22 protein-coding genes and 2 tRNA genes are annotated in these 26,913 nt (G+C 60.2%); 8 read left to right on the forward strand and 16 right to left on the reverse strand.

Going from position 1 to position 26,913, the window contains the following annotated elements; translation table 11 throughout:
• Positions 1-146: 146 nt before the first annotated feature.
• A complete protein-coding gene (locus tag QP981_RS07765; RefSeq protein WP_284857750.1) occupies positions 147-4,124 on the reverse strand; it encodes a translation initiation factor IF-2 N-terminal domain-containing protein in 3,978 nt (1,325 codons plus the stop codon).
• 233 nt (positions 4,125-4,357) lie between these two features.
• On the opposite strand from QP981_RS07765, the gene QP981_RS07770 reads away from it, so the two are divergent.
• The gene (locus QP981_RS07770; RefSeq protein ID WP_284857749.1) at positions 4,358-4,528 is read left to right on the forward strand and encodes a hypothetical protein; all 171 of its coding nucleotides are present in this window, start codon (positions 4,358-4,360) and stop codon (positions 4,526-4,528) included.
• Positions 4,529-4,695: 167 nt separating this feature from the next.
• Here the strand turns inward: QP981_RS07770 and ndk are convergent, their stop codons facing one another.
• From ndk to QP981_RS07795, 5 genes are all read right to left on the reverse strand, one after another.
• A complete protein-coding gene (gene ndk / locus QP981_RS07775; RefSeq protein WP_038629458.1) occupies positions 4,696-5,106 on the reverse strand; it encodes a nucleoside-diphosphate kinase in 411 nt (136 codons plus the stop codon).
• A gap of 84 nt (positions 5,107-5,190) precedes the next feature.
• Positions 5,191-5,706: a DUF4233 domain-containing protein gene (locus QP981_RS07780; RefSeq protein WP_070643656.1), complete on the reverse strand. Its 516-nt coding sequence runs from the start codon at positions 5,704-5,706 to the stop codon at positions 5,191-5,193.
• A complete protein-coding gene (gene folC, locus QP981_RS07785; protein ID WP_502869558.1) occupies positions 5,703-7,223 on the reverse strand; it encodes a bifunctional tetrahydrofolate synthase/dihydrofolate synthase in 1,521 nt (506 codons plus the stop codon). The genes QP981_RS07780 and folC overlap by 4 nt, the downstream gene beginning before the upstream one ends.
• A 194-nt stretch (positions 7,224-7,417) precedes the next feature.
• Complete coding sequence (locus QP981_RS07790) at positions 7,418-10,153, reverse strand: valine--tRNA ligase (protein ID WP_284857748.1); 2,736 nt, start codon at positions 10,151-10,153, stop codon at positions 7,418-7,420.
• A 213-nt stretch (positions 10,154-10,366) separates the two neighbouring features.
• Positions 10,367-11,350 (reverse strand): malate dehydrogenase, encoded by a 984-nt coding sequence (locus tag QP981_RS07795; protein ID WP_016422306.1) that lies wholly within the window; start codon positions 11,348-11,350, stop codon positions 10,367-10,369.
• A 230-nt stretch (positions 11,351-11,580) separates the two neighbouring features.
• On the opposite strand from QP981_RS07795, the gene QP981_RS07800 reads away from it, so the two are divergent.
• Positions 11,581-12,366, forward strand: coding sequence for a TetR/AcrR family transcriptional regulator (locus QP981_RS07800; protein WP_284857747.1), 786 nt, complete (start codon positions 11,581-11,583; stop codon positions 12,364-12,366).
• A 62-nt stretch (positions 12,367-12,428) separates the two neighbouring features.
• Here QP981_RS07800 and clpX read toward each other — a convergent pair whose 3' ends face one another.
• From clpX to QP981_RS07825, 5 genes are all read right to left on the reverse strand, one after another.
• Positions 12,429-13,691 carry an ATP-dependent Clp protease ATP-binding subunit ClpX gene (clpX, locus tag QP981_RS07805; RefSeq protein ID WP_042388518.1) on the reverse strand — a complete coding sequence of 421 codons (1,263 nt, stop codon included), beginning with the start codon at positions 13,689-13,691 and terminating at the stop codon, positions 12,429-12,431.
• Positions 13,692-13,863: 172 nt separating this feature from the next.
• Positions 13,864-14,487, reverse strand: a complete 624-nt coding sequence (locus tag QP981_RS07810; RefSeq protein WP_369707172.1) for an ATP-dependent Clp protease proteolytic subunit — start codon at positions 14,485-14,487, stop codon at positions 13,864-13,866.
• 46 nt (positions 14,488-14,533) lie between these two features.
• The gene (locus tag QP981_RS07815; protein WP_016422302.1) at positions 14,534-15,106 is read right to left on the reverse strand and encodes an ATP-dependent Clp protease proteolytic subunit; all 573 of its coding nucleotides are present in this window, start codon (positions 15,104-15,106) and stop codon (positions 14,534-14,536) included.
• A 141-nt stretch (positions 15,107-15,247) separates the two neighbouring features.
• Positions 15,248-16,711, reverse strand: a complete 1,464-nt coding sequence (tig, locus tag QP981_RS07820; RefSeq protein WP_284857746.1) for a trigger factor — start codon at positions 16,709-16,711, stop codon at positions 15,248-15,250.
• Positions 16,684-16,760 (reverse strand) — tRNA-Pro (locus QP981_RS07825). The genes tig and QP981_RS07825 overlap by 28 nt, the downstream gene beginning before the upstream one ends.
• Positions 16,761-17,322: 562 nt before the next feature.
• Here QP981_RS07825 and QP981_RS07830 point away from each other — a divergent pair.
• From QP981_RS07830 to QP981_RS07840, 3 genes are all read left to right on the forward strand, one after another.
• Positions 17,323-17,397, forward strand: a tRNA-Gly gene (locus tag QP981_RS07830).
• Between the two features lie 109 nt (positions 17,398-17,506).
• On the forward strand, positions 17,507-17,740 hold the full coding sequence (locus QP981_RS07835; RefSeq protein ID WP_040361601.1) for a hypothetical protein: 234 nt from the start codon (positions 17,507-17,509) through the stop codon (positions 17,738-17,740).
• Between the two features lie 145 nt (positions 17,741-17,885).
• On the forward strand, positions 17,886-18,737 hold the full coding sequence (locus QP981_RS07840) for a DUF1542 domain-containing protein (RefSeq protein ID WP_284857745.1): 852 nt from the start codon (positions 17,886-17,888) through the stop codon (positions 18,735-18,737).
• 25 nt (positions 18,738-18,762) lie between these two features.
• Here QP981_RS07840 and QP981_RS07845 read toward each other — a convergent pair whose 3' ends face one another.
• Complete coding sequence (locus QP981_RS07845; protein WP_284857744.1) at positions 18,763-19,371, reverse strand: DJ-1/PfpI family protein; 609 nt, start codon at positions 19,369-19,371, stop codon at positions 18,763-18,765.
• Positions 19,372-19,478: 107 nt separating this feature from the next.
• Entirely contained in the window at positions 19,479-19,952 is a 474-nt protein-coding gene (locus tag QP981_RS07850; protein ID WP_005511109.1) for a ribose-5-phosphate isomerase, read from the reverse strand.
• A gap of 228 nt (positions 19,953-20,180) precedes the next feature.
• On the opposite strand from QP981_RS07850, the gene QP981_RS07855 reads away from it, so the two are divergent.
• Entirely contained in the window at positions 20,181-21,386 is a 1,206-nt protein-coding gene (locus tag QP981_RS07855; RefSeq protein ID WP_284857763.1) for a TIGR04053 family radical SAM/SPASM domain-containing protein, read from the forward strand.
• Positions 21,387-21,413: 27 nt separating this feature from the next.
• Here QP981_RS07855 and QP981_RS07860 read toward each other — a convergent pair whose 3' ends face one another.
• Both QP981_RS07860 and QP981_RS07865 read right to left on the reverse strand, forming a co-directional pair.
• The gene (locus QP981_RS07860; protein ID WP_049189866.1) at positions 21,414-22,058 is read right to left on the reverse strand and encodes a mycothiol-dependent nitroreductase Rv2466c family protein; all 645 of its coding nucleotides are present in this window, start codon (positions 22,056-22,058) and stop codon (positions 21,414-21,416) included.
• 148 nt (positions 22,059-22,206) lie between these two features.
• Positions 22,207-22,737 (reverse strand): SMI1/KNR4 family protein, encoded by a 531-nt coding sequence (locus tag QP981_RS07865; protein WP_256881941.1) that lies wholly within the window; start codon positions 22,735-22,737, stop codon positions 22,207-22,209.
• A gap of 176 nt (positions 22,738-22,913) precedes the next feature.
• Between QP981_RS07865 and pepN the strand changes: the two genes are divergently transcribed.
• Positions 22,914-25,616 carry an aminopeptidase N gene (pepN, locus tag QP981_RS07870; RefSeq protein WP_284857743.1) on the forward strand — a complete coding sequence of 901 codons (2,703 nt, stop codon included), beginning with the start codon at positions 22,914-22,916 and terminating at the stop codon, positions 25,614-25,616.
• A 67-nt stretch (positions 25,617-25,683) separates the two neighbouring features.
• Complete coding sequence (locus tag QP981_RS07875; RefSeq protein ID WP_016422288.1) at positions 25,684-26,082, forward strand: globin; 399 nt, start codon at positions 25,684-25,686, stop codon at positions 26,080-26,082.
• 18 nt (positions 26,083-26,100) lie between these two features.
• Here QP981_RS07875 and QP981_RS07880 read toward each other — a convergent pair whose 3' ends face one another.
• Positions 26,101-26,913, reverse strand: coding sequence for a DUF8185 domain-containing protein (locus QP981_RS07880; protein WP_284857742.1), 813 nt, complete (start codon positions 26,911-26,913; stop codon positions 26,101-26,103).

Here is a 26,913-nt window from a genome sequence, read left to right on the forward strand (position 1 = left end):
CCCTAAATTACAAACTGCCCGAGTAAGACCCTGTCCCCCATTGGTTTTCACGGTCTTCCCGGGCAGTTTCCGAAGCCACTTTCCACTCCCTGCTTTAGGGAACGGAAAATAGTCTCCTATCTGGCCTTATTCCAGATTTCCGCTACCTAGTTCTGGCCACTTCGGCGCACCGCACGACGCACGCGGCGACGACGATTGGCCGGTTTCGTCTCCGGCGCCGCAGCACCGCGATTAGCCTGCTTCTGCTCTGGCTTAGTAGCGCGGTTTGAAGCGCCCTGTCGCTGCTTCGGCGCAGTCGCTTCGGCATCGCTTTGCGACGAGACCCTGCGCACCGCCCGACGGCGATTACGGCGAGCTCCCGTGCCCTGGACTGCTACGACCTCAACCCGTGACTTGCCCGAGCGGCGTCCACCGCCACTGCGGTTGGCGCTGCGGTTGCTGTCATCGCGGTTGTCTTTCGCACGATCTCCACCCTTGCTGCCTTCAGCGTCCGCCTTTGGCTTAGTGGACTCGAAGTCCTCGCGACGCGGTGCGCGATCCGAGCGGGAGTTACCGCGCGTCGGACGACGACGGCGTGGAGAACGCTCGAACGCCTCCTTCGCCTCCTCATAGGTCTGGGACTCCTCGGCCACAGCATTACCGGTCTTGTTAGCGTTGCCGCTCTTGCCATCCTTGGCTGGCTCCCTCACATCTGTGGTGGAAGCTGCCTGAGACTCAGCCTGAGGCGCAGTGGTTTCATCCACAGCACTACGACGCACAGCGCGACGACGGCGACGTCGAGCGCTAGCGCTGCTGGAGCGTTCAGCCTCGCCACGGCCTCCACCGGAGCCACCGTTATCGGTGCGCTCGGCACGCTCAGCACGGGTCGGGCGCTCCGAACGCTTGCGACGATCACCATATTCTTCGTCGCGGTCATCAGCGTCGCGTGCAGCCGAATCAACGGCAACATGCTCCGCTACCCTGCGACGCGTAGCCCGACGGCGGCGGCGCTGCCCCTCCTGCGGCATGTAACGGTCATCCGACGGCTCCTCTGGGTCCTTCTCACGGGCTTCCGCAACAGCTGCGGCAGCCAGAGCAGCTAGGTCATTGGAGTTCTCCGATTGCTCAGTACGCTCGCGGCGCTCCTGACGGCCACGGCCGTTCTGTCGCTGCTCATCGTTTCGGCCCTGGCTCTTACGAACCCGGCGACGACGCGGCGGCTTCGGCTCATCGTTCTCAGAAGAGACAATGACAGCTTCGACAGCAGCTGCGACACGCTTGTCGGCTGCGTCCTTATCGCGCTGGTTGGTCTCCGTGTCGTCGTCACGCGTTGCCTTGGAAGAGCCTGCCTGGTCGCCCTGATCGCGGTGCATGGCCAGCGCGGCCGGGTGGTTGGCCGGATTGTGCTCCGAGCGCGACTTGTTGCGGCGCTTGGACTTACCCTGCTCGTCGTTGCGACGGCCATTCTTGTGGCCACGGCCCTGATTGTCCTGCTCAACCGGATCGATGTGGATAATCAGACCGCGGCCATTGCAGCAGCTACACGGCGTGGAGAAGGTCTCCAGCAGGCCTGTGCCCAGACGCTTGCGCGTCATCTGGACGAGGCCGAGCGATGTGACCTCGGAGACCTCGTGACGCGAGCGGTCGCGGCCGAGAGCCTCCTTCAGACGGCGCAGCACCAAATCCTGGTTTTCCGGCAGCACCATGTCGATGAAGTCGACGACAATCATGCCGCCCAGATCCCGCAGACGCATCTGGCGGACGATTTCCTCAGCGGCCTCCAGGTTGTTGCGAGTGACCGTCTCTTCCAGGTTTCCGCCAGCGCCGGTGAACTTACCGGTGTTGACGTCGATGACCGTCATGGCCTCGGTGCGGTCGATGACCAGCGTGCCGCCCGAAGGCAGCCAGACCTTGCGGTCGAGTGCCTTGGCCAGCTGCTCATCGATACGGAAGTGCTCGAAGACATCGGCGCCGCCGTGCTCCTTGGCGAAGTAGCGCTGCAGTCGCGGCTCCAGCTCCGGTGCCAGGTCGCCGATGTAGTCCGTCACTGTGTTCCACGGGCGATCGCCCTCCACCACGAGGCGCGAGAAATCCTCGTTGAAGACGTCGCGGACGACCTTGACCAGCATGTCCGGCTCTTCGTACAGCGCGATTGGCTTTGCTCCGCGCTTGGCCTTCGCCGCCTCGGAGGCTTCCCAGATCTCCTGCCACTGCGACTCCAGGCGCTTAATGTCGGCCTCGATGGCCTCCTTGGACACGCCCTCGGCAGCGGTGCGGATAATCGTGCCCGAGCCCTCCGGCGTAACCTCGCTCAGAATCGACTTCAGGCGCTTGCGCTCCGGCTCCGGCAGCTTGCGGGAAATGCCCGCGCTACGGCCGCCCGGCACGTACACCAGGAATCGACCAGCCATCGAAATGTGGGTGGTCAGACGCGCACCTTTGTGACCAATCGGGTCCTTGGACACCTGGACCAAAATCTGGTCGCCGGCCTTCAGCGCATGTTCAATCTTGCGCGAACGCGACTTCGTGCCCAGCAGCTTCCAGTTCAGGTCACCTACGTAAATGACACCGTTGCGGTCGGTTCCGATATCGATGAACGCCGCTTCCATGCTGGGCAGGACGTTCTGCACGCGACCGAGGTAGATATTGCCGATCTGCGTGGTCTGCGTGTCAGAGGTAACGAAGTGCTCGACCAGCAGGTCGTCTTCCAACACACCCACCTCAGTGACAATGCCCGCGTGGTCATGGCGCTTGCGCTCACGCACCACCATCGTGCGCTCCACCGACTCACGGCGAGCCAGGAATTCCGCCTCCGAGATTACGTGGCGCTTGCGCGATTCCTCACGACGCTCGATACGGCGACGTCGCTGCGCCTCCAGGCGAGTCGATCCCTTAATCGCCTGCGGTTCCTCGACCTCTTCGCGGGTTTCCTCTTCCTCGCGCTCTGTGTTTTCGGTGGTCTTCTCCGCCTGTTGCGCGTCATCATTACGACGCCCACGTCCACGACGGCGACGACGCGGGCGCGGCTGACGCTCCGTTTCGCTTGACGACGAGCCGTCCTGCCCCTCCCCCGCGTTGTCATCGGTGCCCTGGTTGGAGGCCCCGTTGTCAGCTGAAGCTGCATCCTCGGTGGCCGAATTCTTGGCCGTAGCCGGGACAGCCTGCGGCGCCAGGAAGATAGGCGCAAACGCGGTCTGCTCTTCCGCAACCGGCGGCTCCGGGACTACCGGCGGCTCGATGTCCTGCAGGGCTTCGCTCTGAGTTGCCTGCGTATCCTGCGGCTCTTGCGTTTTCTGCGGCTCTTGCGCTTCCTGAATTTCCTCTGCTGCTGGAGCGCTGGTCGTGCGGACCGCACGGCGAACTCGGCGACCACGACGTGTGGTCGCTGCAGCGCTCTTTGCAGCAGGTGCTTCGGCAGGCGCTTCCTCAGCGGAGGTTTTCTCGTCGGTCTCGGCTACGGCGTCGGCAGCATTCTTATCGGAAGCATTCTTATCTGCAGCCTTCTTCGGCGACGACTGAACGACAGCCTCAACAGCTTCCTCGACGACCGAGTTCGAGTCCTTCTGCTCGTCCTTCGCAGCGGTTTCTTCCGGAGCGCCAGCGGTCTTCTTCACAGCCCGCTTACGCGTTGCTCGCTTCTTAGTCGTGCTCTTCTTCTCTGCGCTCTGCTTCTCTTCAGCCTGCTTCTCTGCGCTCTGCTTTGCCGAGGATTTTCTAGCCGAGGCCTTCTTGGTGTCCTTCTTCGCAGCCGACTTCTTGCTGTTCTTCTTAGCAGCTGGCTTCTTCTCGGACTTAGCTGCGGTTTGCTCGTCCGACTTCTCATCCGCCGCGTTCGGCTTACCTGCCGACTGCTTTTCCTTCGCGGCCGGCTCTTCGCCGGTTGGCTTGGTCGCAGCAGCCCCGTCGTCAAGCGAGGCATCCTCTGGATGATCGCCGATGAAATTCAGCACTGCGTCGAGCTGATTTTGATTAATGGTGGACGCAGCGGACTTTACGACGATCCCCGCGTGCCCCAGTGCTTCGATGGTTTCCTTCGAGGTCAACCCCAAGCTCTTGGCCAGGTGGTGGACTCGGGTTTTCAGAGCCGCTGACTCACGATTAAATTCGCGTGCCTTAGCGACAACATCCTGGCTGAAATTTGCCACTGTATTTGTTTCTCCTTGACACCCCACCACGCAAAACCCGACAACAGGAAGCACACTCTTTGTCATTCCATGTGCGCCTACATCCGTTGTGGCCTTGGAAACCAGGCGGAGCAACGATGTTGCGACAGCCACTTCATTTGCGCCAAATACGCAGATAGAGGGCCGAAAACGATGAACAATTATGAAAGTCTTATTGGCAGGCCTTCCGGCTGACTCAGGGATTCAGCGATCACATGCGGAATGTTTCATCCACCGGAGCGAACTCCCGGGCACTACTGCTGCTGTCCATTGTCGCACATATCGAGCAGGTGGCGCGCACCGACATTGGTGGCGGCGGGCCAATCCGAGTTACTGACTGCGTTTATGACAAAAATGGCCTGAAAAATTGCCGGAAAGTGTCATAAACTCCTACAGTTTCACATTTGCAGCCCGTGCCCGCATTCACATTTGCAGCCCGCTGAAGGGCCGCCCCACGGTCGTCGACAAGCAAAAAGCGCCGAACCGGCAAACAATTGCTTGCTCAGTTCGGCGCCAGTTCAACGCTCACGGGTCAATGCTGAACCGTCAACGTTTAGAGGTTCGGGAACCAAATACCAATCTCGCGCTCAGCGGACTCCGGGGAATCGGAACCGTGAACAACGTTGTTAGCAACCTCAAGTGCGAAGTCACCGCGGATGGAGCCCGGAGTTGCGGCCTCAACCGGGTTAGTGCCGCCAGCGAGCTGACGCCAAGCAGCGATTGCGTTCGGGCCCTCGATAACACCAGCGACCAGCGGTGCAGAGGTGATGAAATCAACCAGCTCACCAAAGAACGGCTTATCGACGTGCTCTGCGTAGTGCTCCTTCGCAGTTGCCTCGTCAGCAACACGGAGGTCAAGCGCGACCAGCTTCAGGCCCTTACGCTCAATGCGGGAGATAACTTCGCCGACCAGACCGCGGGAAACGCCGTCCGGCTTGATCAGAATAAGAGTACGTTCAGTCATGGTGAGCATCATACTATGACAAACCCCGCTGCACCGGAGTGGTGGTGCAGCGGGGTGAAAGTCGCGACTACGAGCGCGGGAGATCTACGAGTGCTGGGTGGTCAACAGACCGCGCTCCATACGCTGGATGAGGTTCTTCCGCAGGTGCAGAATGTAGGCCCACACTAGTGCGAAGAAGATACCCACCACGCCCATCGACACGTGTGTGAAAATAGCCAGCACACCAAAGACCTGCAGTACAATGTTGGCCTTCAGCGCCCAGGGCTGCTTCTGCAGGAAAGCCATCGCAATCAGAGCCAGGCCCAGGATGGTGATGTACGTAACCGAGAAGGTCTGGTTAATCTGACCGTCGGGAATGCGCGTGACCACAGTCAGACCAAGCAGCACCGAGATAGCCTGCATGATCAGCGTGCCGGACATAACACCGCGCAGACCCTTCAGCGGGTCCTTAGCCGGATCGTGTCCCGCACCGAGCGGGCCATACTTGCCGCCCTCACTCAGGTCACGCCCCTCGCGGTAAGCGCGCAGGGCCTCGCGGTCGGCAGCGGTGTAATCCTCCGCGCCGTTGCCCTGTGACTGGCTCGCCTGAGATTCGCTCATTGCGGGTCCTTTCCAAATAGTGTCCGGGCCTCGCCCGCGGTGACAACAGATCCAGTGACGATCACACCGGAACCAGAGACAATACCGTCTCCGGTGTCGGTTTCCTCAGCCAGCGCGACAGCCAGCTCAACGGCGGACGGCAGAGTTGAAACGCGATGCACGCGCTCCTCGCCGAAAATCTCCTCCGCAAGGTCAGCCAGGTCGTCGTAGTGCAGCGCACGCGGCGAGGTGTTCTGGGTAATAACCACTTCTTCGAAGTAGGGCTCCAGCTCAACCAGCAGCCCACGAGCATCCTTCTCCCCCAGCACCGACAGCACGCCGATGACACGGCGGAAGTCGAACTCAGCGGAGAGGGCTTCACGCAACGCACGGGCACCGTGAGGATTGTGGGCGGCATCGATGAACACCGTCGGGGTCGAGCGCACGCGCTCCAGGCGGCCGGGCGATGCGACCGTCGCAAAGCCTTCGCGAACCGCATCAATGTTGAGCGGACGCCCCGGGCCTGCGCCGAAGAACGCCTCCACCGCAGCCAGTGCTGTGGCTGCGTTACGCGCCTGATGCGGACCGTGCAGCGGCAGATGGATGTCGTCATACTCGCCTGCCAGGCCCTTGAGCGTCAGGTTCTGCCCGCCGACCGCCAGCTGATGACTGACAACGCCGTACTCCACCCCAGCGCGGGCAACGGAGGCATCCATTTCCACGGCACGTCGCAAAACGACGTCCATTGCTTCCGGTTCCTGCTCGCCGACAATGGCGACATTGTCCGGTGGCGTGAGCAAGTCGTCCTTGTTCCACCGCGACTTGATGATGCCGGCCTTCTCAGCAGCGATTTCAGCCAAGGTATCGCCAAGGTACTCCGTGTGATCGAGACCGATTGGGCAGATGACTGCCACGTCGGCCTCCACCACGTTGGTCGCATCCCATGTGCCGCCCATACCGACTTCCACCACGGCAACATCGACAGGAGCGTCGGCGAAGGCAGCGTAGGCCATCGCCGTGAGAACCTCGAACTTGCTCATCTGTGGGCCGCCCTTTTCGGCTGACTTGGCGTCAACCATTTCCACGTAGGGCTGAATCTCGCGCCAGATGCGCACGTAATCGCGTGGATGAATGGGCTGGCCATCGATGGCGATGCGCTCGGTAACCAGCTGCAGATGCGGACTGGTAGTGCGGCCGGTGCGGCGACCGAGAGCGCGCACCAGCGACTCAATCATGCGCACAGTGGAAGTCTTGCCATTCGTGCCGGCAACGTGAATGACCGGAGTGGCACGCTCGGGATGGCCAAGGATGTCCATCAACAGCTCGATCCGCTCGAGCGACGGGTCAATCTTGGTCTCCGGCCAGCGCTGATCCAGCTCGGCTTCCACCTCTGCGAGCTCGCGCAGCTCCTCTGCGGTGGCCTCCAGCGGAGCCGGCTTGTTGACTGGGCGATCCACATCCACCGGCAGGCTCAGACCTTCCTCGGACACGGAGACCTCACCGAGGCGCATGTCATCGGGCATGCGGTCATCAGCCATCACACCGGCGATTTCGCGAGGTTCGAGGTCCTCGACGATCTGGGAGTCAGCCGGATCGAATTCGAATTCAGGCGCTGCGGTGAACTCTTCTCGCACCGCAGACTCTTCCTGCGTCACCGAATCGTCCTCGCCGCCAAGATTCAAACGAATCTCGCCTGCGGCCTCATCACGTGGTTCAGCATCCCGTGGATCGGTCATGCCTGCGGAAGTCCCTCCAAACGAGCCTTAATACGGTCAATCTCCTCCAGTGCGAACTGGTGGCGAGTCTTAATCTTCTCCACGACCTGCTCCGGAGCCTTGGACAGGAAGGCCTCGTTGCCGAGCTTCTTCTCGGTGCCGGCCAGTTCCTTCTCTGCCTTGGCCAGGTCCTTTTCCAGGCGCTTGCGTTCAGCGGCCACGTCAACGGTGCCGGAGGTATCCAGCTCGATCAGGACAGTGGCCTGAGACAGGCGCACCTCAATGGAAGCGGTAGCGGTGAATCCATCCTCCGGTGCCTCAGCACGAGCCAGCGAACGAATCATCTCTTCCTGCGCAGTCAGATCAGCATCCGCCAGGTTCATGCGTGCCGGCACGCGCTGTGACGGCTTCACGCCCTGGTCATTGCGGAAACGACGCAGCTCGGTGACCAACTTCTGGGCATCGGCAATACGACGTGCGGCAACCTCGTCGACAGCAGCGCCGTCGGTGGTCATGGTGGCATCCGGCCAGGCGGAAATAACCAGAGAGTCCTCGAAGCCCTCCGCGCCGTCGGTAAGCGCCTTCCACAGCGTCTCCGTGACGAACGGCATGGACGGGTGCAGCAGACGCAGCAGCGTATCCAGCACGCGGCCTAGAACCAGACGAGTGGAGGCGGCGCGGGCGGCCTGCTCCTCGGTCATGGTCTCGCCGTCGTCCAGGCGTGGGAAGTCAACCTTGGTCATCTCCAGGTACCAGTCACAGACCTCGTCCCATGCGAAGTGGTAGAGGGCCTCGTTGGCCTTGGAGAACTCGTACTTATCCAGCGCAGAGTCGACTTCGGCGCGGACCTGTTCCAGGCGGTCCAAGATCCAGCGGTCGGTGTCGGTGAGCTGGTCACGGTCCGGCAGCTCGCCCACGTGGGCACCGTTCATCAGCGCAAAGCGGGTGGCGTTGAACAGCTTGGTAGCGAAGTTACGGGAGCTCTGTGCGGCGTCGTTACCGACCGGCAGGTCAGAGCCCGGGTTAGCGCCACGAGCCAGCGTGAAGCGAAGTGCGTCCGCACCGTAGTCGCGGACCCAGTCCAGCGGGTCAATGCCGTTGCCGAGAGACTTCGACATCTTGCGGCCCTGCTCATCGCGGACCAGACCGTGCAGGAAGACATCCTTGAACGGCACCTGCGGACGACCGTCACGGCCCTTACCCAGCGGTGAATCAGGCAGGGTGGCAGCAAAGGTCGAGAACATCATCATGCGCGCGACCCAGAAGAACAGAATGTCGTAGCCGGTGACCAGCACGGATGTCGGGTAGAACTTCTCCAGCTCTGGGGTGGCTTCCGGCCAGCCCATCGTGGAAAACGGCCACAGCGCAGAGGAGAACCAGGTATCCAGCACGTCCGGATCCTGCGTCCAGCCCTCGCCCGTCGGGACCTCATCATCCGGGCCGACACAGACGACCTCGCCATTCGGGCCGTACCAGATCGGGATGCGGTGGCCCCACCACAGCTGGCGGGAGATACACCAGTCGTGCATGTCATCGACCCAGTCGAACCAGCGCGGCTTCTGCGAAGCCGGGTGAATAACCGTGTCGCCCTCGCGAACAGCATCGCCGGACATCTTGGCCAGCTCATCGACCTTAACGAACCACTGCAGGCTCAGCAGCGGCTCAATCGGCTCACCCGAGCGTTCCGAGTGACCGACGGAGTGAACGTACGGGCGGACCTCCTTGACGATGCGCCCCTGCTCACGCAGCGCCTCCGTCAGCGCAGTACGGGCTTCAGCGCGATCCATGCCGTCGAAACGCGTGCCAGTGTTGAAGATACGGCCAGTGGTGTCGATGACCTCCGGCATATCCAGGTCGTGGCGCTGGCCCATGGCGAAGTCATTCGGATCGTGCGCCGGCGTGATCTTCACCGCGCCAGTACCGAACTCGCGATCCACGTAATCATCGGCGATGACCTGAATCTTCAGGTCCTCGCGGAACGGGTGGTCCAGAACCTTGCCCACCAGGTGCGTGTAGCGCTCATCCTCCGGGTGCACGGCAATTGCCACGTCACCCAGCATCGTCTCCACACGAGTCGTCGCCACAACAATGGAGTCTTCCCCATCGCCGTAGCGGAAGGACACGAGCTCGCCTTCAGCGTCCTCGTACTTGACCTCAATATCCGAGATTGCAGTCTGCAGCACCGGTGACCAGTTGACCATGCGCTTGGCGCGGTAGATCAGGCCGCGGTCAAACAGTTCCTTAAAAATCGTCTGAACCGCACGGGACAGGCCCTCGTCCAGAGTGAAGCGCTCACGGGACCAATCCAGGGAGTCACCAATCTGGCGCATCTGGTTGCCGATGCGTCCGCCGTAATCGTGCTTCCACTCCCAGACCTTCTCCACGAATTCCTCGCGGCCGTAATCAAAGCGGTCCTTGCCTTCGGACTCCTTCAGCATCGCCTCGACCTTGGTCTGCGTTGCGATACCCGCGTGGTCCATACCCGGCAGCCACAGCACCTCGTAGCCCTGCATGCGCTTACGTCGCACCAGCGCATCCATCAAAGTGTGGTCCAGTGCGTGGCCCATGTGCAGCTGACCCGTCACGTTCGGCGGGGGCAGCACAATAGAGTAAGCCGGCTTGGAGCTAGACGGATCAGCCTTGAAATAACCGGCGTCTACCCAGCCCTGGTACAGGTCCGACTCCACGTCAGCCGGGTTCCACGACTTGGGCAACTTATCTGCTCTGTTTAGGTCCACGTTGTTCTCAGTCACGCGTCACATCTTAGCGCCTTGCCCGGATTTGGTTTTCCAGGGGCTTTACGACGGCCCTTGCGCCCCACCCATATCTGCCATCGGCGACTTATACACCGCCTAATTCAAGCCTTACTCTCGCTCCAAGCCAAACCGCGATTACCGCGCAAAATAAAAGCGCTCTCTTGTGAAATCATCACAAGAGAGCGCCTCTAAACGGCCGTTGAACAGCTCTTAGACCAGCAGGTCCTTAACAGCCTCGCGCTCTTCGCGCAGTGCCTTGACGTTGCGCTCGATGCCAGCGCGCTGAACCTCGGAAAGATCCAGGCCCTCAACGCGAACCCACTCGCCGTCCTTGGCGTAGCACGGAACACCAGCGACCAGGCCCTCGTCGATGCCGTAGGAGCCATCGGACGGAAGGGCGACAGAGACCCACTCGCCCTCTGGGGTACCCGTGACCCAGTCACGCATGTGGTCAACTGCGGCAGCGGCAGCGGAAGCTGCGGAGGAGGAACCACGGACCTCGATGATTTCTGCGCCACGCTTGGCGACACGCGGAATGAAGTCCTGCTCGACCCATGCAGCGTCCACCTTGTCGGAGACCTTCTCGCCTGCAATGGTGGCGTAGGTGATGTCCGGGAACTGGTCTGCGGAGTGGTTACCCCAGACAATCATGTTCTTGATCTCAGTGGTCGGAACACCAATCTTTTCCGACAGCTGAGACAGGGAACGGTTGTGGTCCAGGCGCATCATGGCGGTGAAGCGCTCTGCCGGGATGTCCTTAGCGTGGGACGCGGCAATCATGGTGTTGGTGTTGGCCGGGTTGCCGACAACCAGGACCTTGATGTCGTCTGCTGCATGATCGTTCAGTGCGGCACCCTGCGGGCCGAAGATCTTGCCGTTGGCGCCCAGCAGTGCGGAGCGCTCCTCGCCCTTGCCGCGCGGCTTTGCACCGACCAGGAAGGCGGCGTTAGCACCGTCGAATGCCTTGGCCGGATCATCGGTGATGTTGATGCCAGTCAGAAGCGGGAAGGCGGAGTCAAACAGCTCCATGGCGACGCCTTCGGTGGCGTGCAGCGCCGGAGTGATCTCCAGCAGGTTCAACTCAACCGGGGTCTCAGGGCCGAAAACCGAACCGCTGGCAATGCGGAAGAGCAGGGAGTAAGCGATCTGTCCGGCGGCGCCGGTAACTGCAACCTTTACGGGAGTCTTGTTCACTTCAGGCCTTTCTCGAGAGAGAATCAATTCGCTGCCCACTCTAATGCGACTACAGAATTGGCGCAGACGGGGGCGACGGGCTCAGGCCAATTCTGAAAAACGGATAGCATTAGGCATGACTTACGGTCATGTACTCATTTCACTAGAAAGAAGTCCGCGACCGAGCAAATTCACCCCCGTTAGATAGCCAAAACCCCGTAGTCGCCCTCTAGTCCAAGCAAAGGATTTTCATGAAGTCTCCAGGCTCCTCTGATGCAATCCCCCATGCAGTCTTGGTGGCAGCACTTCAAGAATTCACCGCAAAGGGGTATGCAGATGCCCGTTTGGATGCCATTGCTGCCGCCTCTGGTGTCTCCAAGCGCATGCTTCACTACCACTGTGGTGACAAGTTGGGACTCTACAGGGCGACGTGGGCACATGTGCTGGAGACCGTAAGGCCTGACGACGACGACCTGCGTCCGCACTCCAATGTGCCGGTGGAAGCCCTGCAGCATGTGGTCGGCGTTATCTACGACTACTTCTCGGCGAACCCGCTCGCCGTGCGGTTTATCATCCAGGAAAACCTACATCCGGTCCTGCCGCTAGAAGGCGTGACTGGGCTTGGTGGTCAGAGCCCTATTGTGTTGGAGTTTGACCGCATCTTGTTGCTCGGCCGCGATTACGGTGCATTCCGCACTGATATTTCCGCACTTGATCTTTATATTCTCGTGCTGTCGCTGGCTACCTTCCCCACCCTGCACCAGCGGACTTTTGAAAACCTCTACGGCATTGAAATGCAATCGACAGTGCTGTCGGACAAGCTGCGTGAGTTTGCTCAGGACACTGTGACCAGCTTGTTGACGGCCTCGCCTCGCAACGAACCGGGCAGCTCGTACACTTCCCTGCTGGCCTCCCATGGCGCGAACTCGTCCGCGCTTGGCGCAGAGGTCTACGGCGATCAGCCCAACCCAGAGACTCAGGACTTGACCACTGACGATGCCCCGGATTACCGCGACATCTACGGCATGGACGACTAGGGCTCCATACAGACATCAAAAACCCGGTTAGAGCGGCTACTCTAACCGGGTTTTAGCTACCTTTACGCAGTCTTCTTATCCTCGCTGCGTTCAACGAGTTCCGGCGCTGCACCGTCCGTGATGCATTCCTTGTGGACAATGACCTCCGCAACGTCGTCACGCTCTGGTACCTCGAACATTACGGGAACCAAGATTTCTTCCATGATGCCGCGCAGACCACGGGCGCCGGTATTGCGGCTAATCGCCTTGGCAGCAATGGCGCGCAGTGCCTCATCGTCGATGGTGAGACGCACACCGTCCATGTCGAACAGGTGCTGGTACTGGCGGACCAGAGAGTTCTTCGGCTCGGTGAGCACACGAACCAGCGCGTCCTCATCGAGGTTGGTGACCGATGCGATAACGGGCAGGCGGCCAATGAACTCAGGAATCAGGCCGAATCGAACGAGGTCCTCCGGCAGCACGTCGCGGAATGGATCTTTCATGTCCTCGTCGTTAGCCGAGGTGACATCTGCGCCGAAGCCCAGGCCCTTCTTGCCGACGCGCTCCTGAACGACCTTTTCCAGACCGGCAAACGCACCCGCGACGATGAACAGGACGTTGGAGGTGTCGAACTGAATGAACTCCTGGTTCGGCAGCTTGCGCCCACCCTGCGGGGGCACGGCGGCTACGGTTCCCTCGAGAATCTTCAGCAGCGCCTGCTGCACACCTTCACCGGAGACATCGCGGGTGATGGAGGTGTTCTCGGACTTGCGCGAAATCTTGTCAATTTCATCGACGTAAATGATGCCGCGCTGTGCCTTCTCGACGTCGAAATCAGTAGCCTGCAGCAGCTTCAGCAGGATGTTCTCCACGTCCTCACCGACATAGCCGGCCTCGGTCAGGCTGGTGGCGTCAGCGATCGCGAACGGCACATCCAGCTTGCGAGCCAGTGTCTGCGCGAGGTAAGTCTTGCCGCAGCCAGTCGGCCCCAGCAAGAGGATGTTCGACTTCTGCAGCTCGACGTCGTTGTCCGACTTGGTCTCCGCAGCACGAAGGCGCTTGTAGTGGTTGTAGACCGCGACGGCCAGCGTGCGCTTAGCCATGTCCTGGCCGATGACGTACTCATCGAGGAAGTCTCGAATTTCCATCGGCCGCGGCAGGCGGTCGTCGTTGCCAGTTGCCTCGCCGCCGGTGTTGAGCTCCTCTTCGATGATCTCGTTGCAGAGCTCGATGCACTCATTACAGATGTACACACCAGGTCCGGCAATCAGCTTCTTGACCTGCTTCTGACTCTTTCCACAGAAAGAGCACTTCAGCAAATCCGCACTTTCTTGCATACGCGCCATGAGGCTCCCGCCGCCGCCTTTCCGCTTCGTTGCCAATAATTGCTTCAGACCAGCCTACCGTGAGAGTGCGCAATTACCGGCTTCCACGCCAGGGCGAGGCGAATTTCACGCAATCTCGCTCGGCGCTTTACGACGGCCAGTGCACAGCACTCCAGAGAGACCATGTCCCCTTTTAAGCGTTGTGCTTGCGGTACTCGAAGACCTGGTCGATGATGCCGTACTCGACGGCCTCTTCGGCGGTCAGGATCTTGTCACGATCGGTGTCCTTGCGGATCTGCTCTGCAGTGCGACCGGAGTGGCGAGCCAGAGTCTCCTCCATCAGCTTGCGCATGCGCTCGATCTCGTTCGCCTGAATCTCCAGGTCGGAAACCTGGCCCTGGATACCCTGGGTGGCCGGCTGGTGAATGAGCACGCGCGCATTCGGCAGAGCTGCACGCTTACCCGGTGCACCCGCAGCGAGCAGGACGGCTGCCGCGGAAGCAGCCTGGCCCAGGCACACCGTCTGCACGTCGGGACGCACGTACTGCATCGTGTCGTAGATGGCCATCAGCGACGTGAAGGAGCCACCTGGGGAGTTGATGTACATCGTGATGTCACGATCCGGGTCCAGCCCCTCGAGCACCAGCAGCTGCGCCATGATGTCGTTAGCGGCGGTGTCGTCGACCTGGGAGCCGAGGAAGATAATGCGCTCTTCGAAGAGCTTGTTGTATGGGTTGGATTCCTTAGCACCAAAGCTGGAGTGCTCCACGAAAGAAGGAAGCACGTAGCGCGACTGCGGCATCTGCATATTGTTCATCTCCATGTTGATTAAATCGCCTCTAATTATTCGCTACTGTCCGCTTTTAGCGTGCAGTGTCCTTGAGGGCGGTTACGACGTGGTCAACCAGGCCGTATTCCTTAGCCTCAGCCGCGGTGAACCAGCGGTCGCGGTCCGAGTCTTCCTCAATGCGCTCGACCGGCTGACCGGTGTGCTGCGCAATCAGGCGAGCCATCTCCTTCTTGGTGGCAGCGAACTGCTCAGCCTGAATGGTGATGTCGGATGCGGTTCCGCCGATACCTGCAGATGGCTGGTGCATCATAATGCGGGCGTGCGGCAGCGCGTAACGCTTGCCCTTAGCACCTGCGGCGAGCAGGAACTGGCCCATGGAAGCTGCCAAGCCCATGCCGTAGGTAGCCACGTCGCACGGAACGAACTGCATGGTGTCGTAAATGGCCATGCCAGCGGTGACGGAGCCGCCCGGGGAGTTGATGTACAGCGAGATATCCGCCTCCGGGTCCTCGGCTGCCAGGAGCAGCATCTGACCGCAGAGCTTGTTGGCAATCTCGTCGTCGACCTGCTCACCCAGCCAAATAATGCGCTCCTTGAGCAGCTTGTCGAAAACCGTGTTCGTCGACATCTGGGCGTTATCGCTCATCTGTGTACTCCTTTTTCGTACGTGTGCGAGTTTTGTCGTTCATTAGAGGGTAACGAAAAGGGCCGCCCCTTTGTTTCGGGAACGGCCCTTGTTCGCTATAAGCGTTGCGTCATGTCGAACGCGCCGCGCTAATTGCGGGGCTTACTCAGCGGAGGTGTCCTCAGCCTTGTCGGACTCAGCCTTCTCAGCCTCCGGCTCGACCTCACCGAAGTACTCGTTCAGGTCGATTTCGTTGCCCTCGGTGTCCTTGGCGGAAGCCTTCAGGATCGAGGTAGCCAGAGCCTTGCCGCGGCGAACGTCTGCGAACAGGTTGCCGAGCTGGCCGGACTGCTGAATCTGCTGGATGAACTGGTTCGGGTCCATGCCGTAAGACTGAGCAGTGAACAGGATGTGGTCGGTGAGTTCCTGCTGGGAAACATCCGGCTGGATCTCTTCAGCCAGTGCGTCCAGGAACAGCTGGGTGCGAACAGCTTCCTCAGCGGACTTCTTGGAGTCCTCGTCGAACTGCTCACGAGTGGTGCCCTGGGCCTCCAGCATGGAGTTCAGAACCTTCTCGTCGCCGCCGAACTGACCCAGCAGCTGCTGCAGCTGGCCCTCGACCTGCTCCTTGACAACACCCTCCGGAAGAGCGATTGTGGTCTGCTCCATTGCGGCAGCCAGGACCTTGTCGCGGACCTGCTGAGCCTGTTCGCCCTTCTTGGTGTTCTCGACCTGGCGTGCCAGGTCTTCCTTCAGCTCCTCGATGGTGTCGAACTCGGAAGCCATCTGAGCGAAGTCGTCGTCAGCTTCCGGCAGCTCGCGGACCTTGACGGACTGAACGGTAACGGTGACCTGAGCGTCCTCGCCCTCGTGCTCGCCAGCAACCAGCTTGGTGGTGAATTCCTTGGACTCGCCCTGGGACAGGCCAACAACAGCCTCATCCAGGCCGTCAATCAGATCGTCGGAGCCAACCTGGTAGGACAGTCCCTCGGTGGAAGCCTCTTCCAGCTCTTCACCGTCGATAGTGGCGGACAGGTCGATGGAGACGAAGTCATCCTTCTCAACTGCGCGCTCAACGCCGGTCAGGGTGCCGAAACGAGCGAGCAGGTTCTGCAGCTCAGCCTCAACAGCTTCGTCGTCGGCGACCAGCGGGTCAACCTCAACTGCGATGTCCTCGAACTTCGGCAGCTCAATCTCCGGACGGACGTCGACCTCAGCGGTGAACTCAACGAGCTCGCCGTCTTCCAGCTTGGTGATGTCGACCTCAGGCTGACCGATAACCTTCAGGTCCTCCTCGCGAACGACCTCGTCGTAGCGGGACGGGACCATGTCGTTGAGCACCTGCTCCAGGATCGGGCCGCGGCCGAAGCGGGCCTCAATCAGCTTTGCCGGTGCCTTGCCCTTACGGAAGCCCGGAATCTGGACCTGCTGAGCCAGTGCCTTGTAGGCGTTGTCGAACTCTGGCTTCAGCTCGTCAAACGGGACCTCGACGGTAATCTTCACTCGGGTCTCATTGAGCTTCTCAACGGAAGACTTCACTGGTGCACTCTCCTGCAACTCGATGATTAATTCATAGACCACGGGAGTGCCCGTGATACTGGTCGGGGTAGCGGGATTTGAACCCACGGCCTTCCGCTCCCAAAGCGGACGCGCTACCAAGCTGCGCCATACCCCGTATGCGCCATTCGAAACCTAGCAGAAACCCCTTTGGAGCATCTGCACCGGGGCCCTCATAGGCGCGAAATCGCGTTTCCACAACGGACCCGTATAGATTTACCTGACGATTAATGAAATCACAAAACCACGCGTTCAACCAGGCTAATGCTCTGTCTGAAAACGCTTTACGACGCTATCGAGAGCCAACCTGCCAACTACTACCGGTTTCATGAAAACCATGCATATCACAGGGCGTTTGCATCACCTCGGCACTGCTTTTGGCGGCCTCGTTTACTGCAAACACTCCATTCGTCGGCCGACTCCCCAAAGAAGCCTCTCAAACGACTGCCCCTTTGTTGAGTCGTGTGACAGTGTAATCAACGGCTATACGCCTGTTTCACATACCCCACGTTGCTTTAGCTTCATTTTCTGTTTTTCCCGGCCACAGCCACTTTTCTTTAAAGCCTTCGAGAAAAACCTGGCATCGATTTTTGTATGTGCGCATTAACGGGTTAATATGCCTTGTACCAAGACACGGCCTGGTGGAGACGATTGAGCGTCTAAGCCGGATTTCTGTCTATGGGGATGTCGTATAGTGGCTAATACCTCAGCCTTCCAAGCTGAAGACGCGGGTTCGATTCCCGTCATCCCCTCCACGTAACCGGGAGCATTGCTCCCGGTTTTTGTTTTTCCGAGCCGATGTCCGGGACCAGAAATTCTTCTGTCCTCTGTTCAGGATCCAGTGCCGCGGGTACTCTGGGCACCATGAAGCCCACCATTATCGATGCCGATACTGGACACGAACTATGGACCGCGGTCGAATGCGCTGCTTTTTCCGGCACCGCACGTGGCACTTTCACCAGCTACGCTGGCCGCAAGAAGGCTCCCGAGCCCGTCGCGAAGCTTCATGGGTTGACCCTGTGGGATTCCGAAGAAGTTCGCGCATGGCACGCCAATCGAAAGAGCCGCACCAAGCGCACCGACTCCGCCGAGTCATAGATACCTACCCATACCCAATCTTTTCCTGGTTCCCGAGCTGCCTCTGCCGCACAGAGATGTCAGCTCGGGAACTTTTTGCGCTCTACGTGCGTTATTTCAAGTAATTACTAGCAATACTCGCAATTTCCTTTTGGAGGCCTAGCCCATGGGGGCTTTAATCCTGATCGCTATCACCGTCGGCGGTGCGATTATCATCGCGTCGATGGCTCAAAACCGCTCTAACAGGGCTTTTGATGCCCGCCAGAACAATCAATTGGAAGACGCCGTCGCAGACGCCCGCCGTTGGATTGAGCGGCTGGGCTCACAGGTGCTGAATCTCGCTGGCACCGATTCGGCTTCCACGCAGGCTCTTGCCGACGCATCCGAGCGTTACAACGCCGCTTCCTCGCAGATTTCTACTGCTCGGACCCCGGCACAGGCCCGAATGGCGCGCGAATCGGCGCTGGAGGGCCTGCACTATATCAATGCTGCTCGCGAAATTATGGGCCTGCCGGCGGGGCCGACACTGCCACCGCTGGAGGGGCAGAAGGCCGCTGGTTCTGTGACCGAAACTCGCACCATTGAGCACGAAGGCCACTCGGTTACCGCCTCGCCATACGCCACCCCGGAAACTCCGAACTACTACCCCGGCGGCCGTGTCGCTGGCCGTCCGGTTCCAGCCGGTTGGTACTCCGAGCCCTGGTGGAAGTCCGCGCTCCGCACCGGTGTCTGGACCGCTGGCTCGATGCTGCTGTTCTCTACTCTCTTCCACGGTATGGCCGGTGTTGCCTACGACGCTGATGAGTTCGCCAGCGGCATGGGCACCGGTGCTGACGACTTCGGCGGCACCGAGGACTTTGGTTCCGATGACTTCGGTGGAGGCGACTTCGGTGGCGGCGCTGCCGATGCTGGTGACGCAGGCGACGGCGGTGGCTTCTTCGACGGCCTCTTCGGCGGCGACGGTGGCAACGACGGTGGCGGATTCTTCGACGGCGGATTCGACGGTTTCGATATTTAGAAGAAGCCCGGCGCCGCTATTTCGCTCAATTCGCAAAAGGGTCGACAGTGGCGTCTGTCTGGGGCCGATACTCAATTTTTCTGGTGGCCAATCGACCAGCTTCCTCGCCAAGGATGCTGCTAATTAAAGCAACAGCCATATCCATACCTGCTGCGACCCCTGATGAGCTCCACCGATTACCGTCTTCGACCCATCGGGCTTCTTTCACCCACATCACTTCGTTTCCGAATGAGGTGGCCCAATCAAAAGCCAACTTATTACTAGTTGCCCGCTTTCCTTCAAGTAGCCCAGCCGCAGCAAGCAGCGCCGAACCCGTGCAGACCGACGCCACTAACCGCGCCTGGGATCCGATGCGCTTAAGCCACTCCAAAAACTCTGCATCTTCAACTAGTGTTCTGCTCCCTGCTCCACCGGGCACCAGGAGAATATCGACTGCCTCAAGTTCAGCGATGCAGCGCGTGGCGATAACCTCCGTCCCCTGAGCGCTGGTTATCGGACCGGCAATGTTGGCGACATACTCGACCTCAATCTCTGGGACATGGCCAAAAAGGCCAACCGGTCCAAATACGTCCAAGAGCTCGAACCCGGGGAATAGCACAACAGTTACTCGGCGATGCGCTTCTTGATTTGTCATACGACAATTCCTACTCCGTCTACACATGAAAAAGGGTCTGGTCCCAGAGTTTTCTGGAACCAGACCCCTTTTTTATTCCTATCAACAGATAGCGAACAGCAATCCCTTTAAGCTTCTGGCAGCTCCGGGGCAACGCCAGTCTTTTCGTACTCTGCCAGAATGTCGATGCGGCGCTGGTGACGCTCCTCCTCGCTCCACGGCTGGGAGACGAAAGCATCGACGATAGCCAGGGCCTCTTCCTCAGAGTGCATACGACCGCCGAGGCCGATCAGCTGAGCATTGTTGTGCTCGCGGGCGAGCTTTGCGGTCTCCACCGACCAAGCCAGCGCACAACGAGCGCCCTTGACCTTGTTAGCAGCAATCTGCTCGCCGTTGCCGGAACCGCCGAGCACGATGCCCAGGCTGCCCGGATCAGCGACGGTACGGGACGCCGCCTCAATGCAGAATGCTGGGTAGTCATCTGCAGGGTCGTAGGTGTGAGCGCCGCAGTCAACGACGTCGTGGCCAGCCTTCTCCAGGTGGGCCTTAATCAGGTTCTTCATCTCAAAACCGGCGTGGTCTGCACCAAGGTAAATACGCATGGCAGCAAGTTTAGCGGTTCCCACGGATTCCACGGCGTCTGCACCCGTTTTAGGTATTGCTTGACGACGTCTCCTGCGCAGCCGAATAGGGTGAAAAGTGACTGTATTTGCGTTTCAGCACGTCTTCGAAACCGGAAATTGGGTGCTTTTACCGTGTCTCCTGCGCCGCAAGCTCACTTCCAAGTCGATCCGGATTCCCATGGCTCCCATGGGAATCATCACGCACCGGTGGTGCGAACGGTTCGGCATGACATCAACAAGAAACCATTTATTGTCATTTGGGAGGTCACGCGGGCTTGTGGCTTAGTCTGCAAGCACTGCCGTGCAGATGCACAGCACGAGCCGCATCCTCACCAGCTTTCGACCACCGAGGGCAAGATGCTGCTGGAGACCTTGGCGTCGTATAGCAAGCCGAAGCCACTTGTGGTGCTCACCGGCGGCGACCCTTTTGAGCGTGATGACCTGGAAGAATTGGTGCGATTCGGCACGGAGCAGGGCCTGAATATGTCGCTATCTCCATCGGTGACGCCGCGGCTCACGCCAGATCGGATTCAGTCACTGCGTGAGGCCGGTGGCAAGGCGATGTCGATGTCGCTCGATGGCGCGACTGCCCAGACCCATGACAAGTTCCGCGGGTTTTCGGGCACTTTTGAAAAGACGCTCGAGATGGCTCCGCACATCAACGAGGCCGGTTACCGGCTGCAGATTAACTCGACCCTGACCAAGGGAAATATTCATGAGGCGCCAGCACTGCTGAAGACCGTCATGGAGATGCAGGCCAAGATGTGGTACGTCTTTTTCCTCGTTCCCACAGGTCGCGGTGCGGATTTGGGCGCATTGTCACCGGAGGAACGCGAGGACGTTCTGCACTGGTTGTCTGATGTCTCCAACCGAATTGCCATTAAGACAACGGAGGCGCCGCAGTATCGGCGCGTCGTCATGCAGCAGGAGGAAGCGAAGGAAAAGGGGCTGCCACCCTATGAGGGCGGCGAGCTCTACCGTTACTTGACCGAGGAAACGACAAAGCTGCTCGGTGCTGTGCCGGAAAAGCCACGTCGCCCGCGCTCCCCCATGGCCGTCAATTCCGGGTCAGGTTTTGCCTTCATTGACCACATCGGCGACGTCTACCCCAATGGTTTCCTGCCGCTTCACTGCGGAAATGTGAAGGCCACGCCATTCCAGGAAATCTATTCGAACTCGCCGGCGTTCAAGGCCCTTCGCGATCCGGACAATTGGCACGGCAAGTGCAGCGTCTGTGAATACCACAGCGTATGCGGTGGGTCCCGCTCGACTGCGTACGCGTTGACCGGGGATTACACGGCATCCGATCCGACATGCATCTACATCCCACCACGGTGGGCTGCCATGAGCGAAGAAGAACGGCAGGCCTCTACCGGGCAAAATGCTGGCGTCGGGGCGGGTCAGCCCTCTTAGCTACATGCCCTAGCCGCTAAAGCTTTCTTAGTCGAAGCGCGGGCTCTCAGTGCGGGAGCGCTTAATTTCGAAGAAGTACGGGTAGCTGGCGACGGCAACCGCGCCATCAAAAATCTTGCCCGCTTCTTCACCGCGTGGGATGCGGGTCAGCACCGGGCCGAAGAAGGCAACGTCGTTGAGCTTGACCACCGGAGTGCCGACGTCGTTGCCGACCTCCTTCATGGCCTCTGCGTGGTTTTCACGCATGAGCTCATCAAACTCCGTAGTCAGGGCCTGGGCCAGGCGCTCTTCCGGCAGACCAACCTCTGCGAGGGCTTCCTTAATCAGCTCGTCGAATGCGTGCTCCGGCTCGTCGACATGCGCGTGGCGATCGATGCGGTTTTCGTTGTGGACCTTCGTGCCCAGCGCGGTGTAAAGCTTGTCGACGGCCTCCTGGCCATCCTGGGAGAACACGGCGTTGAACAGGCGTGCCGGGGTCCAGTTGCACTGCATCATGAACTTGTAATCTTCCGGCAGTTCATCGCGGCCTTCATTGAGCACCGACAGGCTCATCGGCTTCCACTCGATCTCGATGTCGCGGACCTTTTCGACTTCCTTAATCCAGCGCGACGTCACCCAGCAAAACGGGCAGGAAACGTCGAAGTAAAAAGTGACCTTGTCTCGATTGCTCATGTGAAAGTCCTCCTAAAGCATTGATTGACTTATCAACGACTATAGGGCGGAATTTTTCGGTTCGCATTCATGAATTCGGATGGGTCCGAAGTTCTACCGGACCTGGTGTTAACTGGCTCCCCCATCGGGCGCCGTCTAAATCGCCTACCTAACCGTTCCAGGGCAAGCCCGTAGCCTCCAGGGAATCAGCGGCAGCCTCCAGGTAGGCAGGCCAGTCGGCGTAGTCCAGGAACTCCGAGCCCACCTCGTGGTCCATGGAGACCATCTTCCCCGAGCGCATGTCCAGACAGTAGTTGTTTCCGCCGAAGTCCATGACCAGTGGAATCCATGCCTCGTGATACCACTTGCCATCCGAGTCGGCGCTGTCCATGCTTTCGGCTTCAAAGTCATCGAACTCGCCGTCGGCCTGCAGCTGAGTCCACAGCTTGTAGTCATTCAGAATCGACTTAGGCGGTGCAATCCAGCCACCGTCCCACGGCTCACCGTCCACAGACGCGTGCCGCAGCCACGAAGCTCGCACGTAGTCTGGCAGCTTTACTCCGAGGTCAGCCTCAAGCTGATCCAGTTCCGCTTCTGTCGCCGGGGCCTCCAGAGCATCGTCGCCAAGCTTTGCTTCAATGCGATCCCACGCCGCGTTGACCCGTTCAACCTTGCTTGCATCATCATTGAGTTTGTACATAAAACGAAGTGTATTCACGTTCGGCTTTGCTCGCATGCCAAAGAAGCCAAAATCTCGCCCAATCGACCGCCAATCGACCGCCCGAATCGACACGCAATGAGCGAGGAAGTCGAGGTCACCCCGCCCACCCCGCTACTGCTCGATTCCCAATCCGGGGTCGTGGTTACACTTGTCGCATGACTTCCACGAACCTAACCAGGACCGAGGCCGCCGACCGTGCGGCCATGCTCGAGGTGTCCCACTACGACATCTCGCTCGACCTTACGACCGCACCGGTCGGTGGGCCGCACAGCGCACCAACATTCGCTTCCAAGACCACAATTTCTCTGAAAGCGAAGCGCGCTGGTTCCACCTTTATTGACCTGCGCGATGCAGTTGTCAAGAGTGTGACCATCGACGGCGTCGATGCCACGGAGGCCGCTCGTTATGCCAGCGAGACCGGCATTAACGTAGACCTGACCGAAGGTGACCACACCGTCGTTATCGATGCGGACTGTCGTTACACCAATAACGGCCAGGGCATTCACCGCTTCCAGGATCCCGCCGATGGCGAAACCTACCTGTACTCGCAGTTTGAAACTGCCGATGCCAAGCGCGTGTTCGCCTGCTTTGACCAGCCGGATTTGAAGGCGACGTACTCCATCCACGTCGTGGCGCCGAAGGGCTGGAAGGTTATTTCCAACTCGGTAGCCAAGACCGGCACCACCACCGATGTCCACGGCAATGAGGCCGACACCTTCGACTTCTCAGTGGATGTTCCGCTGTCGACGTACCTCGTCGCAGTCTGTGCGGGCCCGTGGCACGAGGTCACTGACTCGTGGACCGGCACTGTCGCACCGCACCCGGAAACCCCTGCCGAGCACCAGCCGGACGGCGAGCTGACCATTCCGCTAGGAACCTACTGCCGCCAGTCCATCGCCGAGTACCTCGATGCCGACACTCTGTTCAAGGAGACCAAGGAAGGCTTCGACTTCTACGCCAAGCACTTCGGCGAGCCCTACCCGTTCGGCAAGTACGACCAGATCTTCTGCCCGGAATACAACATGGGTGCGATGGAAAACGCCGGCTGCGTGACCATCCGCGACGAGTACGTCTTTCGTTCGAAGCCCACCCATTACCTCTACGAGCGCCGCAACGACACCATCCTGCACGAGATGGCTCACATGTGGTTCGGCGATTTGGTCACCATGCAGTGGTGGGATGATCTCTGGCTCAACGAGTCCTTCGCTACCTGGTCGGCTGCCGCCGCACAGGTTGAGGTTTCCGATTACAGCCACGCCTGGACCACCTTCGCCAACGTAGAGAAGGCCTGGGCCTACAAGCAGGATCAGCTGCCGTCGACGCACCCGATTGCCGCCGATGCCAGCGACATTGACACCGTCGAGCAGAACTTCGACGGCATCACCTACGCCAAGGGCGCGTCCACCCTCAAGCAGCTGGCCGCCTACGTTGGTCAGGACGCCTTCCTCGCCGGTGCTCGTCTTCACTTTTCCCGCCACCGCTTTGGCAACGCCACCTTCGCGGATCTGTTGGAGGCGCTCTCCGAGGCCTCCGGTCGCGATCTGTCTGGCTGGGCCGATCAGTGGCTGACCACCACCGGCATCACCACCCTGGCGCCAGAGTTCCATCAAGAGGACGGCAAGTACACCTCCTTCGCAGTCACGCAGGAAGGCGCCGAGCCGGGTGCCGGTGAACTCCGTGATCACCGAATCGCAGTGGGCATCTACAACCTGCGCGGCACCGGCGCGGACGCTGTACTTGAGCGCACCAAGCGCGTGGAAATCGACGTCCGCGGTGCCCGCACCGATGTCCCAGATCTGGTCGACACACCAGTTGGCGACGTCGTGCTGGTTAACGACGACGACCTCACCTACAGCATGATTCGCCTGGACGAAGGCTCGCTTGCCACCGTCATCGACAACATCGGCGCTTTCACCGATTCGATGGCGCGCACACTGTGCTGGTCCGCCACCTGGCAGATGGTTCGCGCAGGCCAGATGCGCGCTCGCGACTTCGTCAACCTGGTGCTTCGCGGCATCCCGGGCGAGGATAAGCTCTCCGTCTTGGAGCGCGTCATCGCTCAGGCGGTCAGCGCCGTCAACGTCTACGCCGATCCACAGTGGGCCGACTCCACCGGACGCAATCTGCTGGCACAGGGCCTATTGGACTACGCGAAGAAGGAAACCGACGCCGACCGCGCCCTGGTTTTCGTTAACGCTCTGGCTACCGTGGGCTCGTCGAATAGCGACGTCGTGGACGCACTGCGCGCCATCTACGCCGGCGACGCCGACAAGGCTGGCTTCCCCGCTGTCACTGTCGACACCGACATGCAGTGGCGCGCCTTGAAGGCTCTGGTTTCCGCTGGTCTCGAAGGCGAGGAGGCCATCGCAGAGCTTGAAAAGACCGACAATTCAGCACTCGGCGCGCAGGCCGCCATCGCCTGCCGCGCCTCCGTGCCGACGCTCGCCAACAAGGCCCGCGTCTGGGCTGAGGCGACTGTCTCCGGCGACGACGCCCCATCGAACCTTGTCATTCGCCACCTGCTGGCCGGCTTCAACGCGCCGGGCTCGGGTGCAGTGCTCGCGCAGGCGCTTGACGACGACTCCCGTGCCACCATCAGCGCGGAGCAGTCGGCAACCTCGCTGTCGGAGCACTTCTTCGCTGTTGCCAACAGCTGGTGGAAGCAGTTCTCCTCCGAGACGGCCCAGACTCTGCTCGAGGGCTTCTACCCCACTTGGGAGATCAGCGAGTCGGCAATCGCGGCCGCTCAGCGCCTGCTCGACAGCGAGGAGACTGCGTCGCCGGTCAAGCGCATCATTTCTGAGCAGCAGTTCCTGGTGAAGCTCGCTCTCCGCGCCCGCGAGTTCGACGCGAAGTAACAAGTGATTTCGGCCGGCACTTTGGCCGTTATCGTTTTCGTGGCATCAAGTCGATAGACTTGGTGCCATGACAACTTCTCAGACGCTCTTTGACTCCGTCGGCGGCGAGGATGTCTTCAATCGCATCGTCCATGGTTTTTACACGCGCATGCGTTCCGATGACCTCATCGGCCCGATGTACCCCAGCGATGACTGGGAGGGCGCCGAGGATCGACTACGTATGTTTCTCGTCCAGTACTGGGGCGGGCCGCACACCTACAGCGAACAGCGTGGTCATCCGCGCCTGCGCATGCGCCACATGCCGTTTTCCATCGGCGAGGCCGAACGCGACCGCTGGCTGGAAATCATGAGCGCCTCACTCGCAGACATTTCCGATGACGAGCTCCCCCGCCCCCAGCGCGAAGCCATGTGGAACCACATGGTGCAGGTTGCTGACATGCTCATCAACCGCTTCGACGCGCAGTAGGAACTAGGCCCTGCGCCGCTAGTTCAGCAGCGGCAGCACGCCAAAGGACTCGAGCGTAAAGATCGAGCCAAACCGCCCATCCAGCCGGTGCCACCGTCCCTTTGTGGACACGCGCACCGGCTCTTTTTCATCCGGTTGCTCCGGGATAAAGCCCATCGTGCACAGCGCAAACACGTCCCGCATGGTCACGTCCACCACGCTTTTCGACGTCTCCTGCGACTGCCCCTCCCCTGTATCAACAGTGGCTTCACCGGTACCGCCGCTGACAGTGAGAACCTTTTGGTCCAGCAGAGACGGTGGCATGCCCATCGGGCCGGAAGATTCAACGGCGACCGCGCGCCCCTGCTTCTCGAGAGTCCGGAAAGCAGTCGCTGGAACATAGTCGACAACCTGCCATCCTTCCGGCACTGGCAGGAATCCCGGCCAGGAGGACGCCGACTGCGCATGCACGCGGTATGGCATCGCGGTGAGCGAAGCTTCTTTCTCCTCTCCGTCCTCAGCAGTTTTTGCCTGCGCAAAGGCACGCACTGCGATGTCTTTAATCTCCGCGGCGGTGACGATGATGTCGTCGGGAAGCGCGTGCAGCGCAATCGTGCGCATGGCGAGCGGGCCAATCGGAGTCTTCACCCATACCTGCGACATTGCGGGCGCAGCGGCAGGCGCGGACGAGGAACTGGTGCCGGCGGTGGTGCCGGTGGTGGTCTTACGTGCTCGGATGCGTAGCAACGTGCTCTCGTCGAGGGCGTAGGCCTTATGGGCCAGGACGCCCAGGTTCTTCAGGGCATCGGGAGTGCCGAAGGTCAGCTCGGCAGCGGGATGAGAAGTGGTCAC

Origin of the sequence: Corynebacterium sp. MSK047, assembly GCF_030232285.1 — a bacterium.
In the GTDB taxonomy this organism is placed as follows: Bacteria; Actinomycetota; Actinomycetes; order Mycobacteriales; family Mycobacteriaceae; genus Corynebacterium; species Corynebacterium jeikeium_D.